The organism is Comamonas sp. 17RB (assembly GCF_030056555.1).
In the GTDB taxonomy this organism is placed as follows: domain Bacteria; phylum Pseudomonadota; class Gammaproteobacteria; order Burkholderiales; family Burkholderiaceae_C; genus Comamonas; species Comamonas terrigena.
The window spans coordinates 159,542-178,216 of the sequence record NZ_JASHHY010000005.1 but is presented as its reverse complement, the minus strand read 5'-3'; the positions used below and the strand labels follow the sequence as shown (position 1 = coordinate 178,216).

Here is an 18,675-nt window from a genome sequence, read left to right as displayed (position 1 = left end):
GAAGTCATGGATTTGCGTTTCCGTTTTTTTCGGTGATCAGGAACAACAGCGGCGCGTTGTAGGTGCTGTTCATGGGAAGCACCCCCATGGTCTTGGGATTGAGGGCATCCTGAAGGATCAGCGCACCGTCCGAGAGTGTGCCCTTCAGTTGCGGCCATTCGACCAACCGCCGCTTTTCGGAAAACCAGCCTTTGGTCGTGAGTTCCACTCCCTCCTTGGTGACCATCAGCGGACCCACCTTGGTGGGTTCCCGTCGCTCCAGCCGATCGGTGAAATCCGCCTGTACATCCGGCAGGATGAAGGCCATGGTGGCATCCGCCAGCTTGCACCAGAAATCGCGCTGGGCGTCCAGGTCCACAGACGACACCCATTTGACTTCCAGGTTCGGCCCCCTGCGAGCCTCGAAACCGACGTTGTGCTGGATGGTCCGCGGCCGCTCGCTGAGGAGCGTCATCCCCCAGCGCACCCCCACTATGTCCTTGGGGGCCAGATGCTGATCGCCGAAAACGACGCCGGCCCTGGTGATGGAGATGCTCTTGTCATTGAGGTGGAGGTGCGCTTCCTTGTCCAGCTCTTCCTGGATCGTCTGCGCGTCCTGTTCGAATTGATGGGTCAGCGAGGGCAGCTTATAGGCGCATGCCCGACCCAGCTCCAGGATGGCCTGTGCGGCCTTCATATCCATCTCGCGTGGGTAATAGGCACGCAGGATATCGCGCAGGACAGTGCTGACCGTGGTGTGCGCTTCATGGAACTCCACCGGCAGCAAAGCCAGCAGCTCGCCGAACTTGTCCTCGCGGAAAACTGCCTGGGTCTCGGGCAGACCGACCAAGATGTCGGACTTTGCGAGCTCACACAGCGGCTCGCACAGGCGCATGACGACGCGCTTGGAACTGGTCCAGCAGGCCTCCTGCTGAGAAGGCAAGACCCAGCGCCGTCCGTTCAGCAAGCACCGCAGCGCTGGCAGGTTCCTCTGCTCGATGGCCTGCGAGAGCACCTTGTCAAACTGCAGCGCAAACTTCGGCCCGATGATGGCCAACGTTTTTTCACTGATTTCATAAGGCAGGACCGCTTCGCTGCTCTCATCCTCAGCCACCAGAAAGTGCGCCAAACTTCCCTTGCTCAGGAAATCGTTGAGCCCTGGGCTGTTGTAGACAGCGCTGTGCGCCACGAACCCCTCGGTCGTATCCAGTTCAGCCAGCAGCACCAGTGCGGCGGACTTGTCGATGAAGAGGCCCGGCAGCCACGATACCCTGCCTTCTTCCAGTTCGATTTCGTGCAACAGTGCCTGCCTGGCTTTCTGGAGTGCCTTCGGGTTGTCGGAGACATCCTCCGGTCGGACATCCAGCAGCGTGAACGGATTGACATAGTGCTGAAACCAGTCCTCCTGCGCAAGCATCTCAGGGCCGTCAACCACCTGCAGGCGCAAGCGCTGCAGATTGCCCCGAACATCGGCGAGCCTCCTCTCCAGGCGCTCGCCCTGGTAACCATTTCGCTGCGCTGTGTGCAAGGCATCCCATGCGTCGAGATCACGGTCCAATAGCTGGTAGCAGAGCGCCTGATTGAAGTAGGCCACCGACGCGTGTTGCCCGGCCGCGTCCGTATAGCGCTGGTACACACCGAGCGCCTCGGCGTACGCACCCTGCTCACTCAATAGCAACGCGAACTCAAACAGGTCGTCAGCGTCGAGTGCGTTCTTCTCATCGACCATACGCAGCAGTGCAAGCCGGCGTGCCGGTACACCCTCGGCATCTACCCCCTTGAGTGCGAGAGCCAGCAGCTGCATGGCCGGAAGGTGCTCCGGATCGATGGCAAGCGCCTGCTCATAAGACGTGATCGCTTCTTCGCGTCGCTGACTGGCATGGTAGGCACTGCCCAGTTCGAACCAGCCGCCAGAGAAGTTCGGCTCTAACTCGGTGACCCGCTGAAATGCGTTGATTCCACTCCCATGGCCATCCCTGTCCCGCAACGCCAACCCCAACAGCCACCAGGCGTCTGCATTTTGCGGGTCCAGCGACGTGGCGGTGTGCGCCGCTGCTGCCGCTTCCTCAAATCGCCCCGCACCGTGAAGCTCTTTGGCCTGCTCCAAGTAACCGCTTTCCCCCTGGGAATCCATGCCTTCCTCCCGTGATCTTTGTATGCAAATGCAACTCTATCGCCAGTTCAGCGAACTGGCTACACGGCTTTATGCCCATCTGCATTGGGGATCGGCAGCCCAGGATATGCCCTTGGTCAACCACAATAGCCAAGGGCAGGCAGAGATGTGTTGGTTCTGCAGAAGTGCCCGTGCGGCAACCGTTCGTCTGCGCATGGCCTGGCTGGGATTTAAACGATGCACTTCTGTGGAGCCTGCACACCACTTCGCAGTATCCAATCAGCTCCAACAGGCAGGCGTGCCACCGACCCACCGGAACGCCCTCGCGTGCTCAGCGCATGTGCAGCATGGCTTGCGAACGGGAGAGGCAAAAACAAAAAAGCCCCTTGACGGATCAAGAGGCTTTTTCTATTTGGGGTGGCTGATGGGGCTCGAACCCACGACAACAGGAATCACAATCCTGGACTCTACCAACTGAGCTACAGCCACCGGAAGAGGTTTGCCAAGAAGATGCTTCTTGGGGTTTTCTTTCCAGAGCGGCCTGCAGGCAGACCGCGCGGGGAAGAAGAAGAAATTTTGGGGTGGCTGATGGGGCTCGAACCCACGACAACAGGAATCACAATCCTGGACTCTACCAACTGAGCTACAGCCACCGGAAGAGATTGCTATTGTATCGCGCTTTTCAGAGCCCCCGGAGAGATTCTGAAATCTTTTCCATTTCTCAAGGGCGAGGGACCTTGATCTGCACCTTGAAGCGGTTCTTCAGCGTCTCGTAGTAGGCAGCACCTTCGGCGGAAGACCACAGCTGCACGTACTGCTGGGCAGCCTGGCGTTCGAACTCGGCATCGCGCGCCTCGGGCGCCAGCACCTTGTTGACCTTGACCACGGCATAGCCGTTCTTGCCCAGGGTCACGCCGGTCCAGGCGGCTGCGCCGTCCTTGACAGGGGCCACCAGGGCGGCGTCCACCACTTCACGCGGCAGGCCCTTGGGGTCGTTGCGGGAGATCACCTGGGCAGCGGCCAGACCTTGCGCCTTGGCGGCATCGGCCTTCCATTCGGCCAGCTTGTCTTCGCCGGCCTTCTTGGCCATCTCGGCAGCCTTGTCGGCCACCCACAGGCGCTTGACGTCGGCTTCCACGGCAGTCAGGGGCTCGGTGTGCGCAGGTTCGTAGCGGGTGATGCGGCCGGCCACCATCTGGCTGGTGCCGAATTCCACGGCTTCGGTGTTGCGCTTGGAGTCCAGCGATTCGGGCGTGAACAGGGCTTCCAGGAAGCGGGCGCTGGCCAGAGGGCCTTCGGCGCCCTGCTTGGGCGTGCGCTGCACGCCGGTGGCCTTGACCACCTTCAGGCCCAGCTTGTCGGCCGTGGGCTGCAGGCTGTCGGCCTGTTCGTAGACCAGGTTGGAGAAGCTGTCCGCCACTTCCGCGTACTTGCGCTGGGCTTGTTGCTGCTGCAGCTCTTCCACGATCTTGGGACGCATCTGCTCGTAGCTGGGCACGGGCGGCTGCTTGGTGTCGGTCACCTGGATGATGTGGAAACCGAAATCGGTCGCCACCACATCGCTGATGCCACCCTTGGGCAGGCTGAATGCCACCTGTTCGAACGGAGCCACCATGGCGCCGCGGCCGAAGAAGCCCAGGTCACCACCGTTGGCGGCCGAACCGGGATCCTGCGATTCCTTCTTGGCCACTTCGGCAAAGGTCTCGGGCTTGGCACGCACTTCGGCCAGCAGCGCCTCGGCCTTGGCCTTGGCCTTGGCGCGCTCTTCAGCGCTGGCGGATTGCGGGGCGTTGATCAGGATGTGGCTGGCGCGGCGCTCTTCCTGGACACCGGCCAGGCGTGGCGCGTTTTCCTTGTAGTAGGTGCGCAGATCGTCTTCGTTCAGCTGGATGCCTTGCTTGACCGTGTTCAGGTCCAGCACCACGTATTCGATGTCGGCCTGCTCGGCCTTGCGGAACTGGGCCTGGTGGGCGTCGTAGTAGGCCTTGATCTCGTCGGCCGAAGGCTGCAGTGCGGCCTTGTACTGCTCTGCATTGAACAAGGCGACCTGGATTTCGCGGCGCTGCAGCACGGCGTTCATCGCGGCGTCGGTGGTGGCGGGCGTGGTCAGGGAGGTTTCCTGCAGGCTGCCCAGCACCTGGTTCAGGGCCAGGTTGCGGCGCAGATTGGCTTCAAAGCCTTCGGGCGTCATGCCTTGCGAGGCCACCAGGGCGCGGTAGCCGTCGGCGTCCAGCGTGCCATCGGGCTTGCGCAGCGAGGCAATGGCGGGAATGCCCTGCAGGGTGCGTACCAGCTGGGCGTCGCTGGTGGTCAGGTGCATCTTCTGTGCGGCAGCGGTCAGCACGCGGTCGCGCACCATGCGCTCCAGCGTGGCGTACTTGGCTTCGGGCGAGTCGAGCAGCTTGGGGTCCAGGTTCGGCATCTCCGCACGCATGCGGTCGCTTTCCACGCGGTGCGCGTTGTCCCAGTCGGACTGCTTGATGTCATTGCCGTCCACGCGGGCCACGGTCGGACTCGACTCCGTGAAATAGCTGCGATCGATACCGACAAAAATGAACGAGGGAATGATCAGCAGGAACAGCAAGATCATCACGATCTTGGAGTTCTTGCGGATGGATTCGAGCATAGTCAAACTTTCTGAAGCTGCTGCAGATGCAAGAAAAAAGGCGAACCGCAGGGTCCGCCTTGGCCTGCCAACCGGTTCGGCATGAACCGGTGGCGAAAGGGAATCACCGTCGCACGCAGTGCCCGCAGCCAGCAAGGCTGCAAGCAGGTGAGCCGGGCTATTCTACTTGAGGGTTTTCGACTCCCCCAACAGCGGCGCATGGATGCCACTACGGGCAGACCTGCGGGCACCGCGCGGCAGTACCTTCCGCAGCGCTGCGGCTTGCCAGCCGGCGCCCTGCAGCCACGCTGCGCAGGTGCTGTCCAACACTGGTCCAACGCTGCCACGCACCGCAACGCCTGCACTACCCAAGGTACAGACAAAGAAAAAGGACTTGGATCACTCCAAGTCCTTCCAGGATTTTTGTGGTGGGTCCTGACGGTCTCGAACCGCCGACCTACTCCGTGTAAAGGAGCCGCTCTACCAACTGAGCTAAGGACCCAACCGAAAACCTTGTATCAGTTCAGCGCATCCTTCAGGGCCTTGCCCGGACGGAACTTAGGCACCTTGGCAGCCTTGATCTTGATGGTGTCGCCAGTGCGGGGGTTGCGGCCGGTACGTGCAGCGCGCTTGCCGACGGCAAAGGTGCCGAAGCCCACCAGAGAGACTGTGCCGCCCTTCTTCAGGGTCTTCTTGACCGCATCGATGGTCGATTCCAGAGCGCGTGCAGCAGCTGCCTTGGAAATGTCGGCGTTGTTAGCGATGTGCTCAATCAGTTCTGTCTTATTCACAAGATGCCTCTCGAGAAAATGGGTTTAAACGTCGTGAAAGCGGGCCACTCGTGTGACGCATGCTTTGCTACACCAGCGCAGCACAGAGTAACCTGACTGGCAGTACCGCGTTGGGGCAGATTCTAGACGCAATTTTTCGCGCTTTTTCGCAAGTGCCTCGGTTTTTTGCGCAAAAGGGTGACGCGTGACTTTCCGCATTGACAAACCGGCAGACCCCGCGTGCAGCAAGGATTTGTGCAAACACAGCCCCTGCCGGTGGGCGTTTCCGCCGTTTTTTCGCCTGCAGCGCAGACGCCGCGCTGCACAAACCGCACCACATTGGAGCCTGCCGACGCCCCGGAAAGTCGCGGTTTGGTGCATGCCTGTGGGCCTTGGGGATGGGGTGCGCCGCGGGAGCGTGGCGCATCAGCGACGCTGGCGCTGCCGTCTGTACAGGGCGCGGGCGCGGTGCAGCACCGGTAGGCAGCTGCACAGAACGGCCTTGCGGGACCGAGGCAAGTGGACGCCGCATGCGGTGACGGCCTGAGATGACGGGGTGAAGCAACCACCTGCACGCCCCGGGATTGCTATTGCGTCAATAGCTGTTCGCACGCGCCTGGGTTGCCCAGGCGATGCAGCGGCTTATTTGTCCACGCGGGCGCGGATTTCGGGAATGGCTTTTTGCAGGTAGTACACCATGGACCACACGGTCAGCACGGCGGCCAGCCAGATCAGCCAGTGCCCCCAGTAGCCGGTGTCCACGCCGGCGACCTTGCCGTCGTACAGCAGAAAGGGAATGGCCACCATCTGCACCATGGTCTTGACCTTGCCAATCATGTGCACGGCCACGCTCTTGCCTGCACCGATATGGGCCATCCATTCGCGCAGCGCGGAGATGGCGATTTCGCGGCCGATGATGATCAGCGCCACAAACACATCGGCCCGCTGCAGGTGCACCAGCACCAGCAGCGAGGCGCAGACCAGGAATTTGTCTGCCACCGGGTCCAGAAAGGCCCCAAAGGACGATGTCTGGTTGAGCCGGCGGGCCAGAAAGCCATCCAGCCAGTCGGTGGCCGCAAAAACAATGAACATCACCGCCGCAATCAGGTTGCGCGTGGCGGGATCAAAAGGGGCGTAGAACACTCCGACGATCAGCGGGATCGCGACGATGCGCGTCCAGGTCATCACAGTGGGGATGGTGAAAAACATGGGGGCGATTGTGGCACGCCACCGTGGCTTTCACCGGTAGCCCTTGCGCATGGGCCTGCAGCGTCCACTGCCGGGCCGCTGCAGGCCCGGTTCACGCGCCGAAACCACCACAAACGAAGCCTGGCACGGCGCGAACCGGTGTGAACCGATGTGTTTGCACCCGCCGCCACGCCGCTTCAGTGCAGGGCGCGGTAAATATCCTCGGCCAGCGCGGCGGAGATGCCCTCCACCGTCATCAGGTCTTCCACGCTGGCGTCGGTCACGCCGCGCACACCGCCAAAGCGCTGCAGCAGGCGCGCACGCTTCTTGGGGCCCACGCCGGGAATCTCTTCCAGGCTGCTGCTGCCGGTGCGCACCTTGGCACGGGCCGCGCGCATGCCGGTGATGGCAAAGCGATGGGCCTCGTCACGGATCTGTGCCACCAGCATCAGCGCGGCGGAGTCGTGGCCCAGGTAGACCTTGGGCCGGCCATCGGCAAACACCAGCTCTTCCAGGCCCACCTTGCGGCCCTCGCCCTTCTCCACCCCCACGATGCGCGCCAGATCCAGGCCCAGCTCGGTGAACACCTCGCGCGCCATGCTGACCTGGCCTTTGCCGCCGTCCACCAGCACCAGGTCCGGCAGGCGCGGTGCGCCGGCCGGCAGTTCGGCGCCACCGGCTTCGGCCAGGGCCTGGGCGACCGGCTTGTAGCGGCGGGTCAGCACCTGGCGCATGGCGGCATAGTCGTCGCCAGGGGTGATGCCGTTGATGTTGAAGCGCCGGTATTCGCTGCCCTGCATCTTGTGGTGGTGGAACACCACGCACGAGGCCTGGGTGCTCTCCCCGGCCGTGTGCGAGATGTCGAAGCATTCGATGAGCAGGTTTTCCAGCCCCTCCTGCGGCAGGTCCAGGGCCTCGGCCAGGGCACGGGTGCGGGCCTGCTGCGAGCCTTCTTCGGACAGCAGCCGTGCCAGCTGGATGGCCGCGTTCTGCTGCGCCATCTCCAGCCAGATGCGGCGCTGGCCGCGCGGCTGGTGCTGGCTGCCGACCTTGTAGCCGGCCTGCTCCGACAGCGCCTGGGTCAGCTGCGGGTCCATGGCCTCGCTGACCAGCAGCACCGGCGGCACAGGCACGTCGATGTAGTGCTGCGCCACAAAGGCCTCCAGCACCCGCACTTCCACGGCCTGGGTCTGCTCGGCCTCATCTTCGGTGGCGTAGACCCCCATGGCATCGTCCAGCTGACTGGGGAAGTAGGCGCGGTCGCCCAGGTGGCGGCCGCCGCGTACCATGGCCAGGTTCACGCAGGCGCGGCCGCCCTGCACCTTAACGGCCAGAATGTCTACATCCCGGTCGTCGGCGGTTTCGATGGCCTGCTGGTGCAGCACGGTGGACAGCGCCGAAAGCTGGTTGCGCACCTCGGCGGCCAGCTCGAATTCGAGCTTGTCGGAATGTTCCATCATGCGCCGCTCCATGCTTTTGAGCAGGGAATCGGTTTCGCCGCGTAGCATGGCTTCGGCATTACGCACGTCCAGCGCATAGGCTTCGGGCGAGATCAGGTCCACGCACGGCCCGGTGCAGCGTTTGATCTGGTAGAGCAGACAGGGGCGCGATCGGTTGGCAAACACCGTGTCTTCGCAGGTGCGCAGGCGGAACACCTTCTGCAGCAGCTGGATGGTTTCCTTGACCGCCCAGGCACTGGGGTACGGGCCGAAGTAGCGGTGGCGCTTGTCCACGCTGCCGCGGTAGTAGGCCATGCGCGGGAACATCTGGCCGGCGGACTCGCCCGCCTTGCCGTCCTTGCCAGCCACGCCGGTGATCTTCAGATAGGGGTAGCTCTTGTCGTCCCGGAACAGGATGTTGTACTTGGGGTGCTGCGTCTTGATGAGGTTGTTTTCCAGCAGCAGCGCCTCGGCTTCGGAGCGCACCACCGTGGTGTCCAGCCGCACGATCTTGCTGACCATGTGGCCGATGCGCGTGCCGCCATGGTCTTTCTGGAAGTAGCTGCCCACGCGGCGCTTGAGGTTGCGGGCCTTGCCCACATAGAGCAGGGTGTCCGCCGCATCGAAATAGCGGTAGACGCCCGGCAGCGCGGGCAAGGCGGCCACCTGGGCCAGGAGTTCGGCGGAATGCACATCAGAAGCCATGGCCCGTATTGTGCGTTGGCGCGCGCCGCGCTGCCGCGCCCGCAGGCCATGGGCATGCGGGCGCACCCCTAAAAAAAGCCGGGGCAGCGCCTGGCATGCGCTGCCCCGGCCTGTGTTCGGCCTTGGGGGTGTGGCCGGGTGGGATCTACGGGTCCGGCGGCTTATTCCGCCTGGATATTGGCGGACTTGACCACGCCGGCCCAGTTCTTCAGATCGCCGGCCACCATGGTGCCCAGCGTCTTCGGCGCCATGTAGTCGGCCGTGGCGCCCTGCTCTTCGGCCTTCTTCTTGAACGCCGGGTCCTGCACCACGGTCTTCACGTCGGCGGCCAGCTTGTCGATCACGGCCTGGGGCGTGCCAGCCGGGGCAAACAGCGCGAACCAGGAGGTGGCGTTCACGCCGGGGTAGCCCATTTCGGCCGTGGTGGGCACGTTCGGCAGGCTAGGCAGGCGTTCCTTGCCGGTGACGGCCAGCACCTTGAGCTTGCCGCTCTGGATGTGGGGCATGAACGGCGGCGCGGTGCCGAAGGTCAGGTCCACCTGGCCGCCCAGCAGGTCCTGCAGCGCCGGGCCGGTGCCCTTGTACGGTACGTGCACCATGTGGATGCCGGCCTGCTGTTCCAGCATGGCGCCGGTCACGTGCTGCAGCGAGCCATTGCCCGAGGAGGCGTAGTTCAGCTTGCCGGCATGGGCCTTGGCATAGGCCACCAGTTCCTTCATATCCTTGACCGGCAGGTCGCCGCGCACCACGATGATCTGCGGCGCCGACACCAGGTTGGCCACGGGCACAAAGTCGTTCTGCTGCCAGGTCTGGCTCTTGCTCAGGTGGGGCGAGATCACGTGGTAGCCCGAGTACTGCATCAGCAGGGTGTAGCCATCGGCCGGTGCGCGCTTGACCTGAGCAGCCGCAAGGTTGCCGTTGCCGCCGCCCTTGTTTTCCACGATCACGCTCTGGCCGATCACCGGCGCCAGGGCCTGGGCCACCATGCGGCCCGACAGGTCGGTGGTGCCACCGGCCGCAGCCGGCACGATGAAGGTGATGGGCTTGTTGGGGTAGTTGCCCTGGGCCCAGCCGGCGGCCGGCAGGGCCAGCGCCATGGCCGCAGCCAGTGCCGCGCCCTGCAGGCGGCGGCGGGTGCAACGTGGGGACAGCGAAATGGAAGGCATACAAATCTCCTTGGGGTGTGCCATTCAGGCTTGTTATCGGTGCAGGGCGCCAGGGATCTTTCTCCCTGGGCACCTGCCGGTGCAGTGGCTGCTGGCCGGGTGGCTGCAGCTTCTTGGTGGAAGGCGGACAGTGCGTCCCTGCTCCATGCCCCCGCATGGAACCGGGCGTGCTGTCAGCCCATCAATGGATCGCGGATCGCATCGGATCAGGCCCGCGCCAGGGCGCGCTCGCGCAGTGCGGCAAAGTCGGCCGGCGGCTGGTGCAGATCCAGGCGGCAGCCCGCCTTGGCGATCTGGCTGGGCGTGTCGTGGCCGATCAGCGCCGGCAGCGCACGCGCCGCCGCCACCACCAGCTCCAGGTCCACGCCGGTGTCATAGCCCATCAGCGCCAGCGCATGCACGATCTCTTCGGTGCAGGCGTTGCCGGAAGCACCGGGGGCATACGGGCAGCCGCCCAGGCCGCCGATGGAGGCATCGAACCGGTCCGCGCCCGCATCGATGGAGGCCAGCACATTCGCCAGCGCCATGCCGCGCGTGTTGTGGAAGTGCAGGGTCAGGCCCAGCTGCGGCCACAGCGCCTTGCACGCGGCCACCAGGGCATGCACCTGGCTGGGGTAGGCCATGCCCGTGGTGTCGCACAGGGTCACGCCCTGCACGCCCAGGTCGGCAAAGCGCTGCACCCAGGCCAGCACCTCGGCCTGCGGCACATCGCCTTCCATGGGGCAGCCGAAGCAGCAGGACAGCGACACATTCACCGGCACGCGGGCCTGCTGCGCCGTGGCAATCACCTGCTCCAGCGCGGCGAAGGACTGGCTGCGCTGCATGCGCAGATTGCAGAGGTTGTGCGTTTCGCTGACCGACATCACCAGGTTCAGCTCGTCGGTGTGCGCGTCGATGGCGCGTTCGGCGCCGCGCACATTGGGCACCAGCGCGGTGTAGACCGTGCCGGGGCGGCGGGCGATTTCGCGCATCACCACCTCGCCGTCGCGCAGCGCCGGAATGGCCGTGGGCGAGACAAAGGCCGTGACCTCGATCTTGGACAGCCCCGCCGCCGACAGCGCATTCACCAGCGCAATCTTGTCTTCGGTGGGCACGAAGGCCTGCTCCATCTGCAGACCGTCGCGCGTGCCGACTTCATTCATGTAGATGCGGCGACCCGCACCCTGCCACAGGTTCTGGCTGTTCATTGGATGACTCCCTTGGCGCGCAGCTGCGCAATCTGGTCGGCCGTCAGGCCGACTTCGGCCAGCACGGCATCGGTGTCGTCGCCCACATGGGGGGCGCTGCTGCGCACGGTGCCGGGCGTGGCGCTGAGCTTGGGCACGATGCCGGGCACTTCCACCGCATGGCCGTCGCGGGTGTGCTGGGTCAGGATCATCTCGCGGGCACGGTAGTGCGGGTCCTCGGCAATGTCCTTGGCGGTGTAGACCTTGCCGGCCGGCACGCGTGCGGCGCCCAACTGGTCCATCACCTGCTGCACGGTCTGCTGCCGGGTCCAGTGGCCGATCACGCCGTCGATCTCGGCCACCCGCGCCACGCGGCCGGCGTTGTCGGCCAGGTCAGGCGCATCGGCCAGGTCCTGGCGGCCGATCACGCCCATCAGGCGCTTGAAGATGGAGTCACCATTGCCCGCCACCAGCACCCAGCCGTCCTGGCAGGGGTAGGCATTGGACGGGGCGATGCCCGGCAGCGCGCTGCCGGCGGCTTCGCGCACGGCACCGAAGGCGCTGTATTCGGGCAGCAGGCTTTCCATCACGTTGAACACGGCTTCGTGCAGCGCCACGTCGATGACCTGGCCCGGGCCGCCATTCACCTTGCGGTGGTAGAGGGCCATCATCACGCCGATCACGCCATGCAGGGCCGCCAGGGTGTCGCCGATGGACACGCCCACGCGCACCGGCACGCGGCCGGGCTCGGCCGTCAGGTGGCGCAGGCCGCCCATGGCTTCACCGATCACGCCAAACCCCGGCAGATCGCGGTACGGTCCGGTCTGGCCGTAGCCGGAGATGCGCAGGATCACCAACCCGGGGTTGAGGGCGTGCAGCGCCTCGGGCGACATGCCCCAGCCTTCCAGCGTGCCGGGGCGGAAGTTCTCCACCAGCACATCGGCCTCGGCAATCAGCTTGCGCGCCAGGTCCTGCGCTTCCTGCTGACGCAGATCCAGCGCGATGGAGCGCTTGTTGCGCGACTGCACCTGCCACCAGACAGAGGTGCCGTCCTGGATCAGGCGCCAGTTGCGCAGCGGATCGCCGGCGCCGGGCGCCTCGATCTTCACCACATCGGCACCAAATTCACCCAGCGTCTTGCCGCAGAAAGGGCCGGCAATCAGCTGCCCCATCTCGACCACCTTCACCCCCTGCAGCGCGCGCGGCGTGGCAGTCTGGGTGGCGGGGTCCCGTATCCATTGCGTTGTGGACATCGCGTCTTGTCTCCATATCCCAGGCCCATGGTCTCCGGGCCTTTGTGCGGGCATCTTGCCGCCGGTCGCGCGGTGTGCAAAACGCTGAAATGCGAAGCTGCCATCGCATTTCGGCATAGCCGGACCGGGTGACGGGATAATGACACCCCCTCTTGTTGCACTGTATGAAGCTCGACCCCGTCACCCTGCGCCTGTTTGTGGCCGTCATGGAAGAAAGCGCCATCGCCCGCGCCGCCGCGCGCGAGCACATTGCGCCGTCTGCCGCCAGCCGCCGCCTGGCCGAACTGGAAGCCCAGCTGCAGGTGGAGCTTTTCACCCGCAGCAACCGCGGCAGCCAGCCCACCGCCGCCGCCTATGCGCTGCTGCACATGGCGCGCAGCGTGCTCAACGAGCTGGACGGCATTGCCACGCAGATCAAGGACTACGGCCGCGACCACGGCAGCGGCCTGCGCGGCCATGTGCGCGTGGTGGCCAACATCTCGGTCATCACCCAGTTCCTGCCAGCGCAGCTGCAGCGCTTTCTGGCCCAGCACCCGCAGGTGGATGTGCGCCTGCAGGAGCGCGTGAGCACCGACATTGCCCGTGCCGTGGCCGACAACGAGGCCGATATCGGCCTGCTCAACAACGGCAGCTATGGCGAGAAAATCCAGCTGCGCCCCTACCGGCGCGACCGGCTGGCCGTGGTCGTGCCCCACGGCCATGCCCTGGTGCGACGGCGCAGCGTGCGCCTGGCCGAGCTGGTGCAGTACGACTGGGTGGGCATGCATGCCGGCAGCGCGCTCAACCACCTGGTCACGCGCGCGGCCGCCGACCAGGGCCTGCAGCCGCGCCTGCGCATGAAGGTGACCGGCTATGACGCCCTGTGCCTGATGGTGGCTTCCGGCCTAGGCATCGGCATCCTGCCCGAAGGCAGCGCCCGCCTCTACCTGGGCACGCTGCCGCTGCACTGCATTGCGCTGCAAGAGCCCTGGGCCGAACGCGAGCTGATGCTGTGCGTGCGCGCCACCGAAACCCTGTCCCCCGTCACCCAGCTGATGGCCGAGCACCTGTGCCAGCCCGCCGCCGACTGAAGTTCCTGCATGCCCGACTTTCTTCCGCTCCCCTCCTCTGCCGCCCCGGCCGCCGCAGCGCCGCGCACCTGGGACCTGTTCTGCCAGGTGATCGACAACTTCGGCGATGTGGGCGTGTGCTGGCGCGCCGCGTCGGAGCTGGTGGCGCGCGGCCAGACCGTGCGGCTGTGGATGGACGATGCCAGCGCCCTGCAATGGATGGCACCGCTGCCGCACCCGGCGGGCCTTACCGTACACCCCTGGCCCGCCACCGCCGCCGATGTGCCTGCGCGCGTGGGCGAGGTGGTGGTGGAAGCCTTTGGCTGCGAAATTCCCGCACCGTTTCTGCAGGCCCTGGCCGCCCAGTCGGCGGCCGACCGACCGCCGGTGTGGATCAACCTGGAATACCTGTCCGCCGAAGACTATGTGGCGCGCTGCCACCGCCTGCCTTCGCGCCTGATGAGCGGGCCGGCCAGCGGGCTGACGCGCTGGTTCTTCTACCCCGGCTTCACGCCCGACACCGGCGGGTTGATTGCCGAGCACGACCTGGCGGCGCGCCAGGCGGCCTTCGCTGCCCAGGGCCGCAGCGCCTGGCGTGCCGCCCACGGCCTGCAGCACGATGACTGCGCCATCAGCCTGTTCTGCTATGAGCCGCCGGCCCTGCCCCAGCTGCTGGAGCAATTGCTGGAGCAGCCCGCGTCTGCACAGGCCGGCTGGCAGCCCCGGCTGCTGACCACGCCCGGCCGCGCCGCGGCAGCGGTGGCCGCCGCCCGACAGGCCGATCCGCGCCTGGAACGCCTGGACGTGCACGCACTGGACACCTGCCCCCAGCCGCAGTTCGACGAAATGCTGTGGGCCTGCGACCTGAACCTGGTGCGCGGCGAGGATTCGCTGGTGCGTGCGCTGTGGGCGGGCCAGCCGCTGGTGTGGCACATCTACCCCCAGGACGACAACGCCCACCATGCCAAGCTGGACGCATTTCTGGACTGGCTGCAGGCCCCGGCGGCATTGCGGTCTTTTCACCACGCCTGGAACGGGCTGGCGCCGGCCGATTCCCTGCCCCGGCTCAGCCACGGTTTGCTGCGGGAATGGCAGGCCTGCACGCTTGCGGCGCGTCAAAAATTGCATGCCCAAACCGACTTGATCGCACAGCTGCTGCAGTTTGTGGCCGAAAAAAGTTAAAATCGACGTTTTGCCTTCTTGGGCCCGCCTTTTTTGAACAGGCTGTGGCCCTGAGGCTCCCGCCGCGGAACATGCGGCAGGCCCTCGTCATCGAACGCCATTGCAGCGCCACTGACGCCCTCGCCTGCCGCGTAGAGCGGCTCAACCTCCCGCAATCAGCTATGAAAATCGCTCAAGAAATCCGCGCCGGCAACGTGATCATGTTCGACAAGAACCCCATGATCGTTCTGAAGACCGAATACGCCCGTGGCGGCCGTGGCGCTGCCACCGTGCGCATGAAGCTCAAGAGCCTGATCGGCAACTTCGGCACAGAAAACGTGTTCAAGGCCGACGACAAGATCGACAACGTGATCCTGGACAAGAAGGATTGCACCTACTCCTACTTCGCTGACCCGATGTACGTGTGGATGGACGAAGAGTTCAACCAGTACGAAGTGGAAGCCGAAAACATGGCCGACGCCCTGAACTACCTGGAAGACGGCATGACCGCCGAAGTGGTGTTCTATGACGGCAAGGCCATCTCGGTCGAACTGCCCACCACCATCGTGCGCGAAATCACCTGGACCGAACCCGCTGTGAAGGGTGACACGTCCGGCAAGGTGCTCAAGCCCGCCAAGATCGCTACCGGTTTCGAAGTGGCTGTGCCCCTGTTCGTGGCCCAGGAAGACAAGATCGAAATCGACACCCGCACCGGCGAATACCGCAAGCGCGTGTAATGGCGCCGCAGCCCCGGTGGCTGCGCTCCATGCAAAAAGGCTTCCCTCGGGAAGCCTTTTTTTGTGCGCTGCGCTGGGCGCAGTGCGATGGGAGGCAGAACTGGAGGACTGGAGGGCGGCAGCGCCTGTGCGCCGCCTGCCTTCCGGGCATTCTCAGACCGCCCTCAGACCGTTGTCAGACCGGGATACCGACCAGATCGTGGCCTTGCGCGCCCAGGATGCGCACGCTGATCATGTCGCCCACCTTGTAGGTCTTGCTGGCCTTTTCGGGCGGCTGGATGTGGACCACGCCGTCGATTTCGGGCGCATCGGCATAGATGCGGCCCACGCCGCCCTTCTTTCCCAGGCTCACGGCCTTGTCCACGACCACCTTCATGACCTGGCCCACGCGGCGCTGCAGGCGCTTGGCGGACACTTCCTCGGCCACTTCCATGAAGCGGGCGCGGCGTGCTTCGCGCACGGACTCGGGCAGCATGCCGGGCAGTTCGTTGGCGGTGGCGCCTTCGACCGGGCTGTAGGCAAAGCAGCCAGCGCGGTCGATTTCGGCTTCACGGATGAAGTCCAGCAGGTGTTCGAACTCTTCTTCGGTCTCGCCGGGGAAACCGGCGATGAAGGTGCTGCGGATGACCAGCTCGGGGCAGATGGCGCGCCATTCGCGGATGCGGTCCAGGTTCTTCTCGCCCGATGCGGGGCGCTTCATGCGCTTGAGCACATCGGGGTGGCTGTGCTGCAGCGGCACATCCAGATACGGCAGGATCTTGCCTTCGGCCATCAGCGGCAGGATGTTGTCCACCGTGGGATAGGGGTAGACATAGTGCAGGCGCACCCAGGCACCGTGCTGCGCGGCCAGCTTGCCCAGCTCTTCGGTCAGCTCCAGCATGCGGGTCTTGACCGGCTTGCCGTCCCAGAAACCGGTGCGGTACTTCACGTCCACGCCGTAGGCCGAGGTGTCCTGGCTGATGACCAGCAGTTCCTTGACGCCGCCTTCGAACAGCGCCTTGGCTTCCTTGAGCACATCGCCGATCGGACGCGACACCAGGTCCCCGCGCATGCTGGGGATGATGCAGAAGGTGCAGCGGTGGTTGCAGCCTTCGGAAATCTTCAGGTAGGCGTAGTGCTTGGGCGTGAGCTTGATGCCGGCATCGCCGAAGCTGCCGGGCACCAGATCGACAAACGGATCGTGGGGCTTGGGCAGGTGGGTGTGCACCGCATCCATCACCTCCTGGGTGGCGTGGGGGCCGGTCACGGCCAGCACGCTGGGGTGGATTTCTGCCACCATGGTGGCGCCGCCCTCTTTGCCGGCCTTGGCGCCCAGGCAACCGGTGACGATCACCTTGCCATTGGCGGCCAGGGCTTCACCGATGGTGTCCAGGCTTTCCTTGACGGCATCGTCGATGAAGCCGCAGGTGTTGACGATGACCAGATCCGCGCCTTCGAAGGTCTTGGAGGTCTGGTAGCCCTCGGCGCTGAGCTGGGTGAGGATCAGCTCGGAGTCGGTCAGGGCCTTGGGGCAGCCCAGCGACACAAAGCCCACTTTGGGGGCGCTGGCTACAGGGGTGTTTGCTTCGCTTGTCATGGTGTTTCCGTGTGGGGAGGATTCCGTCCGCCGCAAGAAGCTTGCAGGCACTTTCCGGCCCTGCCAGACAAAATCGAACCGGGCATTCTATCTACTCGCCCCACGGCATGTGCAAAGCGGGGCATCCTGGCGGCCCCGGCCCTCTGATCTGTCCCTGGCCGCCCTCTGCCCAGCGCCCGACCAAAGGGCAGCCGGTTTCAGCCCGCGCGCGTCACAAACAGGGCGGCGCGCTGTTCCATCTGCTGGGTGTGGGCCTGCAGCATCTGCGCCGTGGCCAGGGACTGCTCGGCCAGCTCGGCATTCTGCGCGGTGGCCTGCTCCAGCTGGCCGATGGCGTCGCTGATCTGGGCAATGCCTTCGTGCTGCTGCACCGCCGCCTGGGCGATGTCCTGCATGCGTTCGGCAACTTCGCCGATGCGGCTTTCAAAGCCCTGCATCACAGACTGCACCTGGCCGCTCAAGGCCGCGCCATGGGCCACGGCCTGCACGGAGCGGTCGATCTGGCGGCGGATGTCCTTGGCCGCTTCGCCGCTGCGCAGTGCCAGGCGGCGTACCTCCTCGGCCACCACGGCAAAGCCGCGCCCCTGCTCGCCGGCCCGGGCGGCTTCCACGGCGGCATTCAGCGCCAGCAGATTGGTCTGGAAGGCCAGGCTGTCCACCACGCCCACGATGCTGGCGATCTCGTCCGAGCCGCACTGCACGGTCTGCATGTTCTGCACCAGCTGGTCCACCATGCTGCCGCCCTGGCGGGCGTCCTGCGCGGCCTGCCCCACCAGGCCGTGGGCATGCTGGGCGATCTGCGCCGTGCTGCCCACGGTCTGGCGGATTTCGTGGGCGGCGGTGGCGGTTTCCTCCACGCTGTGGCGGGCCTGTTCGGTGCGGGCCGACAGCTCCTGGCTGCCCGCCGCAATGCGGGCGCTCGCCGACTGCAGGGCCGCTGCCGTCTGCTTGACGCTGTCCACCGTGTCATGCACGCGCATGAACATCTGCTGCAGGCGCTGGGCCACGGCCGTGACCACGGGCGCAGCCGCCACATCCAGCACCATGGCCCGGGGCTGGTCCACCTGCTGCACCAGGGCGTTGAGTTCCCGCCCCTGCGAGAACGCCTGGTTCATGCGGTAGACGATGAAGATTTCCACCCCGGTCTGCAGCACCACATAGGCGGCATGCAGCAGCACGCGCGGGAAGCTGGCTTCCGTCAGGCAGTACATGCCCAGGCCCCAGGCCTGCAGGCGGTCGAACAGCACATGGTGCACGGCAAAGAAGGCCGCACAGGCCAGCACCACGCGCCAGTCGCGGTAGACCATGACCAGCGCCAGCGTGACGAAGACGCCGAAGTGGAATTCGATCATGCCCAGCGAGACCTGGATGTGCAGCGCCACGGTGGCGCTCAGCAGCAGCGGCAGCACAAAGCGCGTCCACTGCGAACCACGGGCCAGGGCGTACGAGGCCAGCGCCAGCGCCGCCACTGCGCCCCCGGCCACAGCGGGCAGCACCGCCGTGCTCATCACCGCACCGATGACCACGGCCACGGCGGCCGACACCAGGGTCAGCAGCAGCAGCAACAGATCCGCCTGCCGGCCGACCGCCTGCGCATCCAGCGGCACTTCCGCCTGGCTGCGCGCCTGTATCCCTGCAGAACCGCCGCGGGCCTGCTCCCGAATTTCAACACCGTACATATGACAACGGCGCCCGAAGGCGCCGACCTGCGTTCACCCGCGCACCGGCCCGCTGCCAGCACCTCCCGGGGTTCGTGTCAAATTGTATG

At 65.3% G+C, this 18,675-nt stretch carries 13 protein-coding genes and 3 tRNA genes; 3 read left to right on the top strand and 13 right to left on the bottom strand.

Going from position 1 to position 18,675, the window contains the following annotated elements; all coding sequences use genetic code 11:
* Nucleotides 1–4: 4 nt before the first annotated feature.
* From QM470_RS10955 to QM470_RS10905, 11 genes are all read right to left on the bottom strand, one after another.
* Nucleotides 5–2,113, bottom strand: a complete 2,109-nt coding sequence (locus QM470_RS10955; protein ID WP_283339275.1) for a tetratricopeptide repeat protein — start codon at nucleotides 2,111–2,113, stop codon at nucleotides 5–7.
* Nucleotides 2,114–2,505: 392 nt separating this feature from the next.
* A tRNA-His gene (locus QM470_RS10950) sits at nucleotides 2,506–2,581 on the bottom strand.
* Nucleotides 2,582–2,669: 88 nt separating this feature from the next.
* A tRNA-His gene (locus QM470_RS10945) sits at nucleotides 2,670–2,745 on the bottom strand.
* Nucleotides 2,746–2,813: 68 nt separating this feature from the next.
* Entirely contained in the window at nucleotides 2,814–4,718 is a 1,905-nt protein-coding gene (locus QM470_RS10940) for a peptidylprolyl isomerase (RefSeq protein ID WP_283339273.1), read from the bottom strand.
* A 405-nt stretch (nucleotides 4,719–5,123) separates the two neighbouring features.
* Nucleotides 5,124–5,199: transfer RNA gene (locus QM470_RS10935), tRNA-Val, on the bottom strand.
* Nucleotides 5,200–5,215: 16 nt separating this feature from the next.
* Nucleotides 5,216–5,488, bottom strand: a complete 273-nt coding sequence (locus QM470_RS10930; RefSeq protein ID WP_043387285.1) for an HU family DNA-binding protein — start codon at nucleotides 5,486–5,488, stop codon at nucleotides 5,216–5,218.
* 621 nt (nucleotides 5,489–6,109) lie between these two features.
* Complete coding sequence (gene pgsA, locus QM470_RS10925; protein ID WP_280011549.1) at nucleotides 6,110–6,676, bottom strand: CDP-diacylglycerol--glycerol-3-phosphate 3-phosphatidyltransferase; 567 nt, start codon at nucleotides 6,674–6,676, stop codon at nucleotides 6,110–6,112.
* A 176-nt stretch (nucleotides 6,677–6,852) separates the two neighbouring features.
* On the bottom strand, nucleotides 6,853–8,799 hold the full coding sequence (gene uvrC, locus QM470_RS10920; RefSeq protein ID WP_283339272.1) for an excinuclease ABC subunit UvrC: 1,947 nt from the start codon (nucleotides 8,797–8,799) through the stop codon (nucleotides 6,853–6,855).
* A 161-nt stretch (nucleotides 8,800–8,960) separates the two neighbouring features.
* Nucleotides 8,961–9,896 carry a Bug family tripartite tricarboxylate transporter substrate binding protein gene (locus QM470_RS10915; RefSeq protein ID WP_283339381.1) on the bottom strand — a complete coding sequence of 312 codons (936 nt, stop codon included), beginning with the start codon at nucleotides 9,894–9,896 and terminating at the stop codon, nucleotides 8,961–8,963.
* Between the two features lie 275 nt (nucleotides 9,897–10,171).
* Nucleotides 10,172–11,152: a hydroxymethylglutaryl-CoA lyase gene (locus QM470_RS10910; protein ID WP_283339271.1), complete on the bottom strand. Its 981-nt coding sequence runs from the start codon at nucleotides 11,150–11,152 to the stop codon at nucleotides 10,172–10,174.
* Entirely contained in the window at nucleotides 11,149–12,384 is a 1,236-nt protein-coding gene (locus QM470_RS10905; RefSeq protein ID WP_280011552.1) for a CaiB/BaiF CoA transferase family protein, read from the bottom strand. The genes QM470_RS10910 and QM470_RS10905 overlap by 4 nt, the downstream gene beginning before the upstream one ends.
* 164 nt (nucleotides 12,385–12,548) lie before the next feature.
* On the opposite strand from QM470_RS10905, the gene QM470_RS10900 reads away from it, so the two are divergent.
* The 3 genes from QM470_RS10900 (at nucleotide 12,549) to efp (ending at nucleotide 15,331) form a co-directional block, all read left to right on the top strand.
* Nucleotides 12,549–13,454, top strand: coding sequence for a LysR family transcriptional regulator (locus tag QM470_RS10900; protein WP_283339270.1), 906 nt, complete (start codon nucleotides 12,549–12,551; stop codon nucleotides 13,452–13,454).
* A 9-nt stretch (nucleotides 13,455–13,463) separates the two neighbouring features.
* A complete protein-coding gene (gene earP / locus QM470_RS10895) occupies nucleotides 13,464–14,615 on the top strand; it encodes an elongation factor P maturation arginine rhamnosyltransferase EarP (protein ID WP_283339269.1) in 1,152 nt (383 codons plus the stop codon).
* 161 nt (nucleotides 14,616–14,776) lie between these two features.
* Nucleotides 14,777–15,331, top strand: a complete 555-nt coding sequence (gene efp, locus QM470_RS10890; protein ID WP_066533580.1) for an elongation factor P — start codon at nucleotides 14,777–14,779, stop codon at nucleotides 15,329–15,331.
* Between the two features lie 175 nt (nucleotides 15,332–15,506).
* On the opposite strand, the gene rimO is transcribed toward efp, so the two are convergent.
* Together rimO and QM470_RS10880 are read right to left on the bottom strand one after the other, a co-directional pair.
* On the bottom strand, nucleotides 15,507–16,907 hold the full coding sequence (rimO, locus tag QM470_RS10885) for a 30S ribosomal protein S12 methylthiotransferase RimO (RefSeq protein WP_283339268.1): 1,401 nt from the start codon (nucleotides 16,905–16,907) through the stop codon (nucleotides 15,507–15,509).
* A 197-nt stretch (nucleotides 16,908–17,104) separates the two neighbouring features.
* Nucleotides 17,105–18,586 carry a methyl-accepting chemotaxis protein gene (locus tag QM470_RS10880; protein WP_283339267.1) on the bottom strand — a complete coding sequence of 494 codons (1,482 nt, stop codon included), beginning with the start codon at nucleotides 18,584–18,586 and terminating at the stop codon, nucleotides 17,105–17,107.
* Nucleotides 18,587–18,675: the final 89 nt, after the last annotated feature.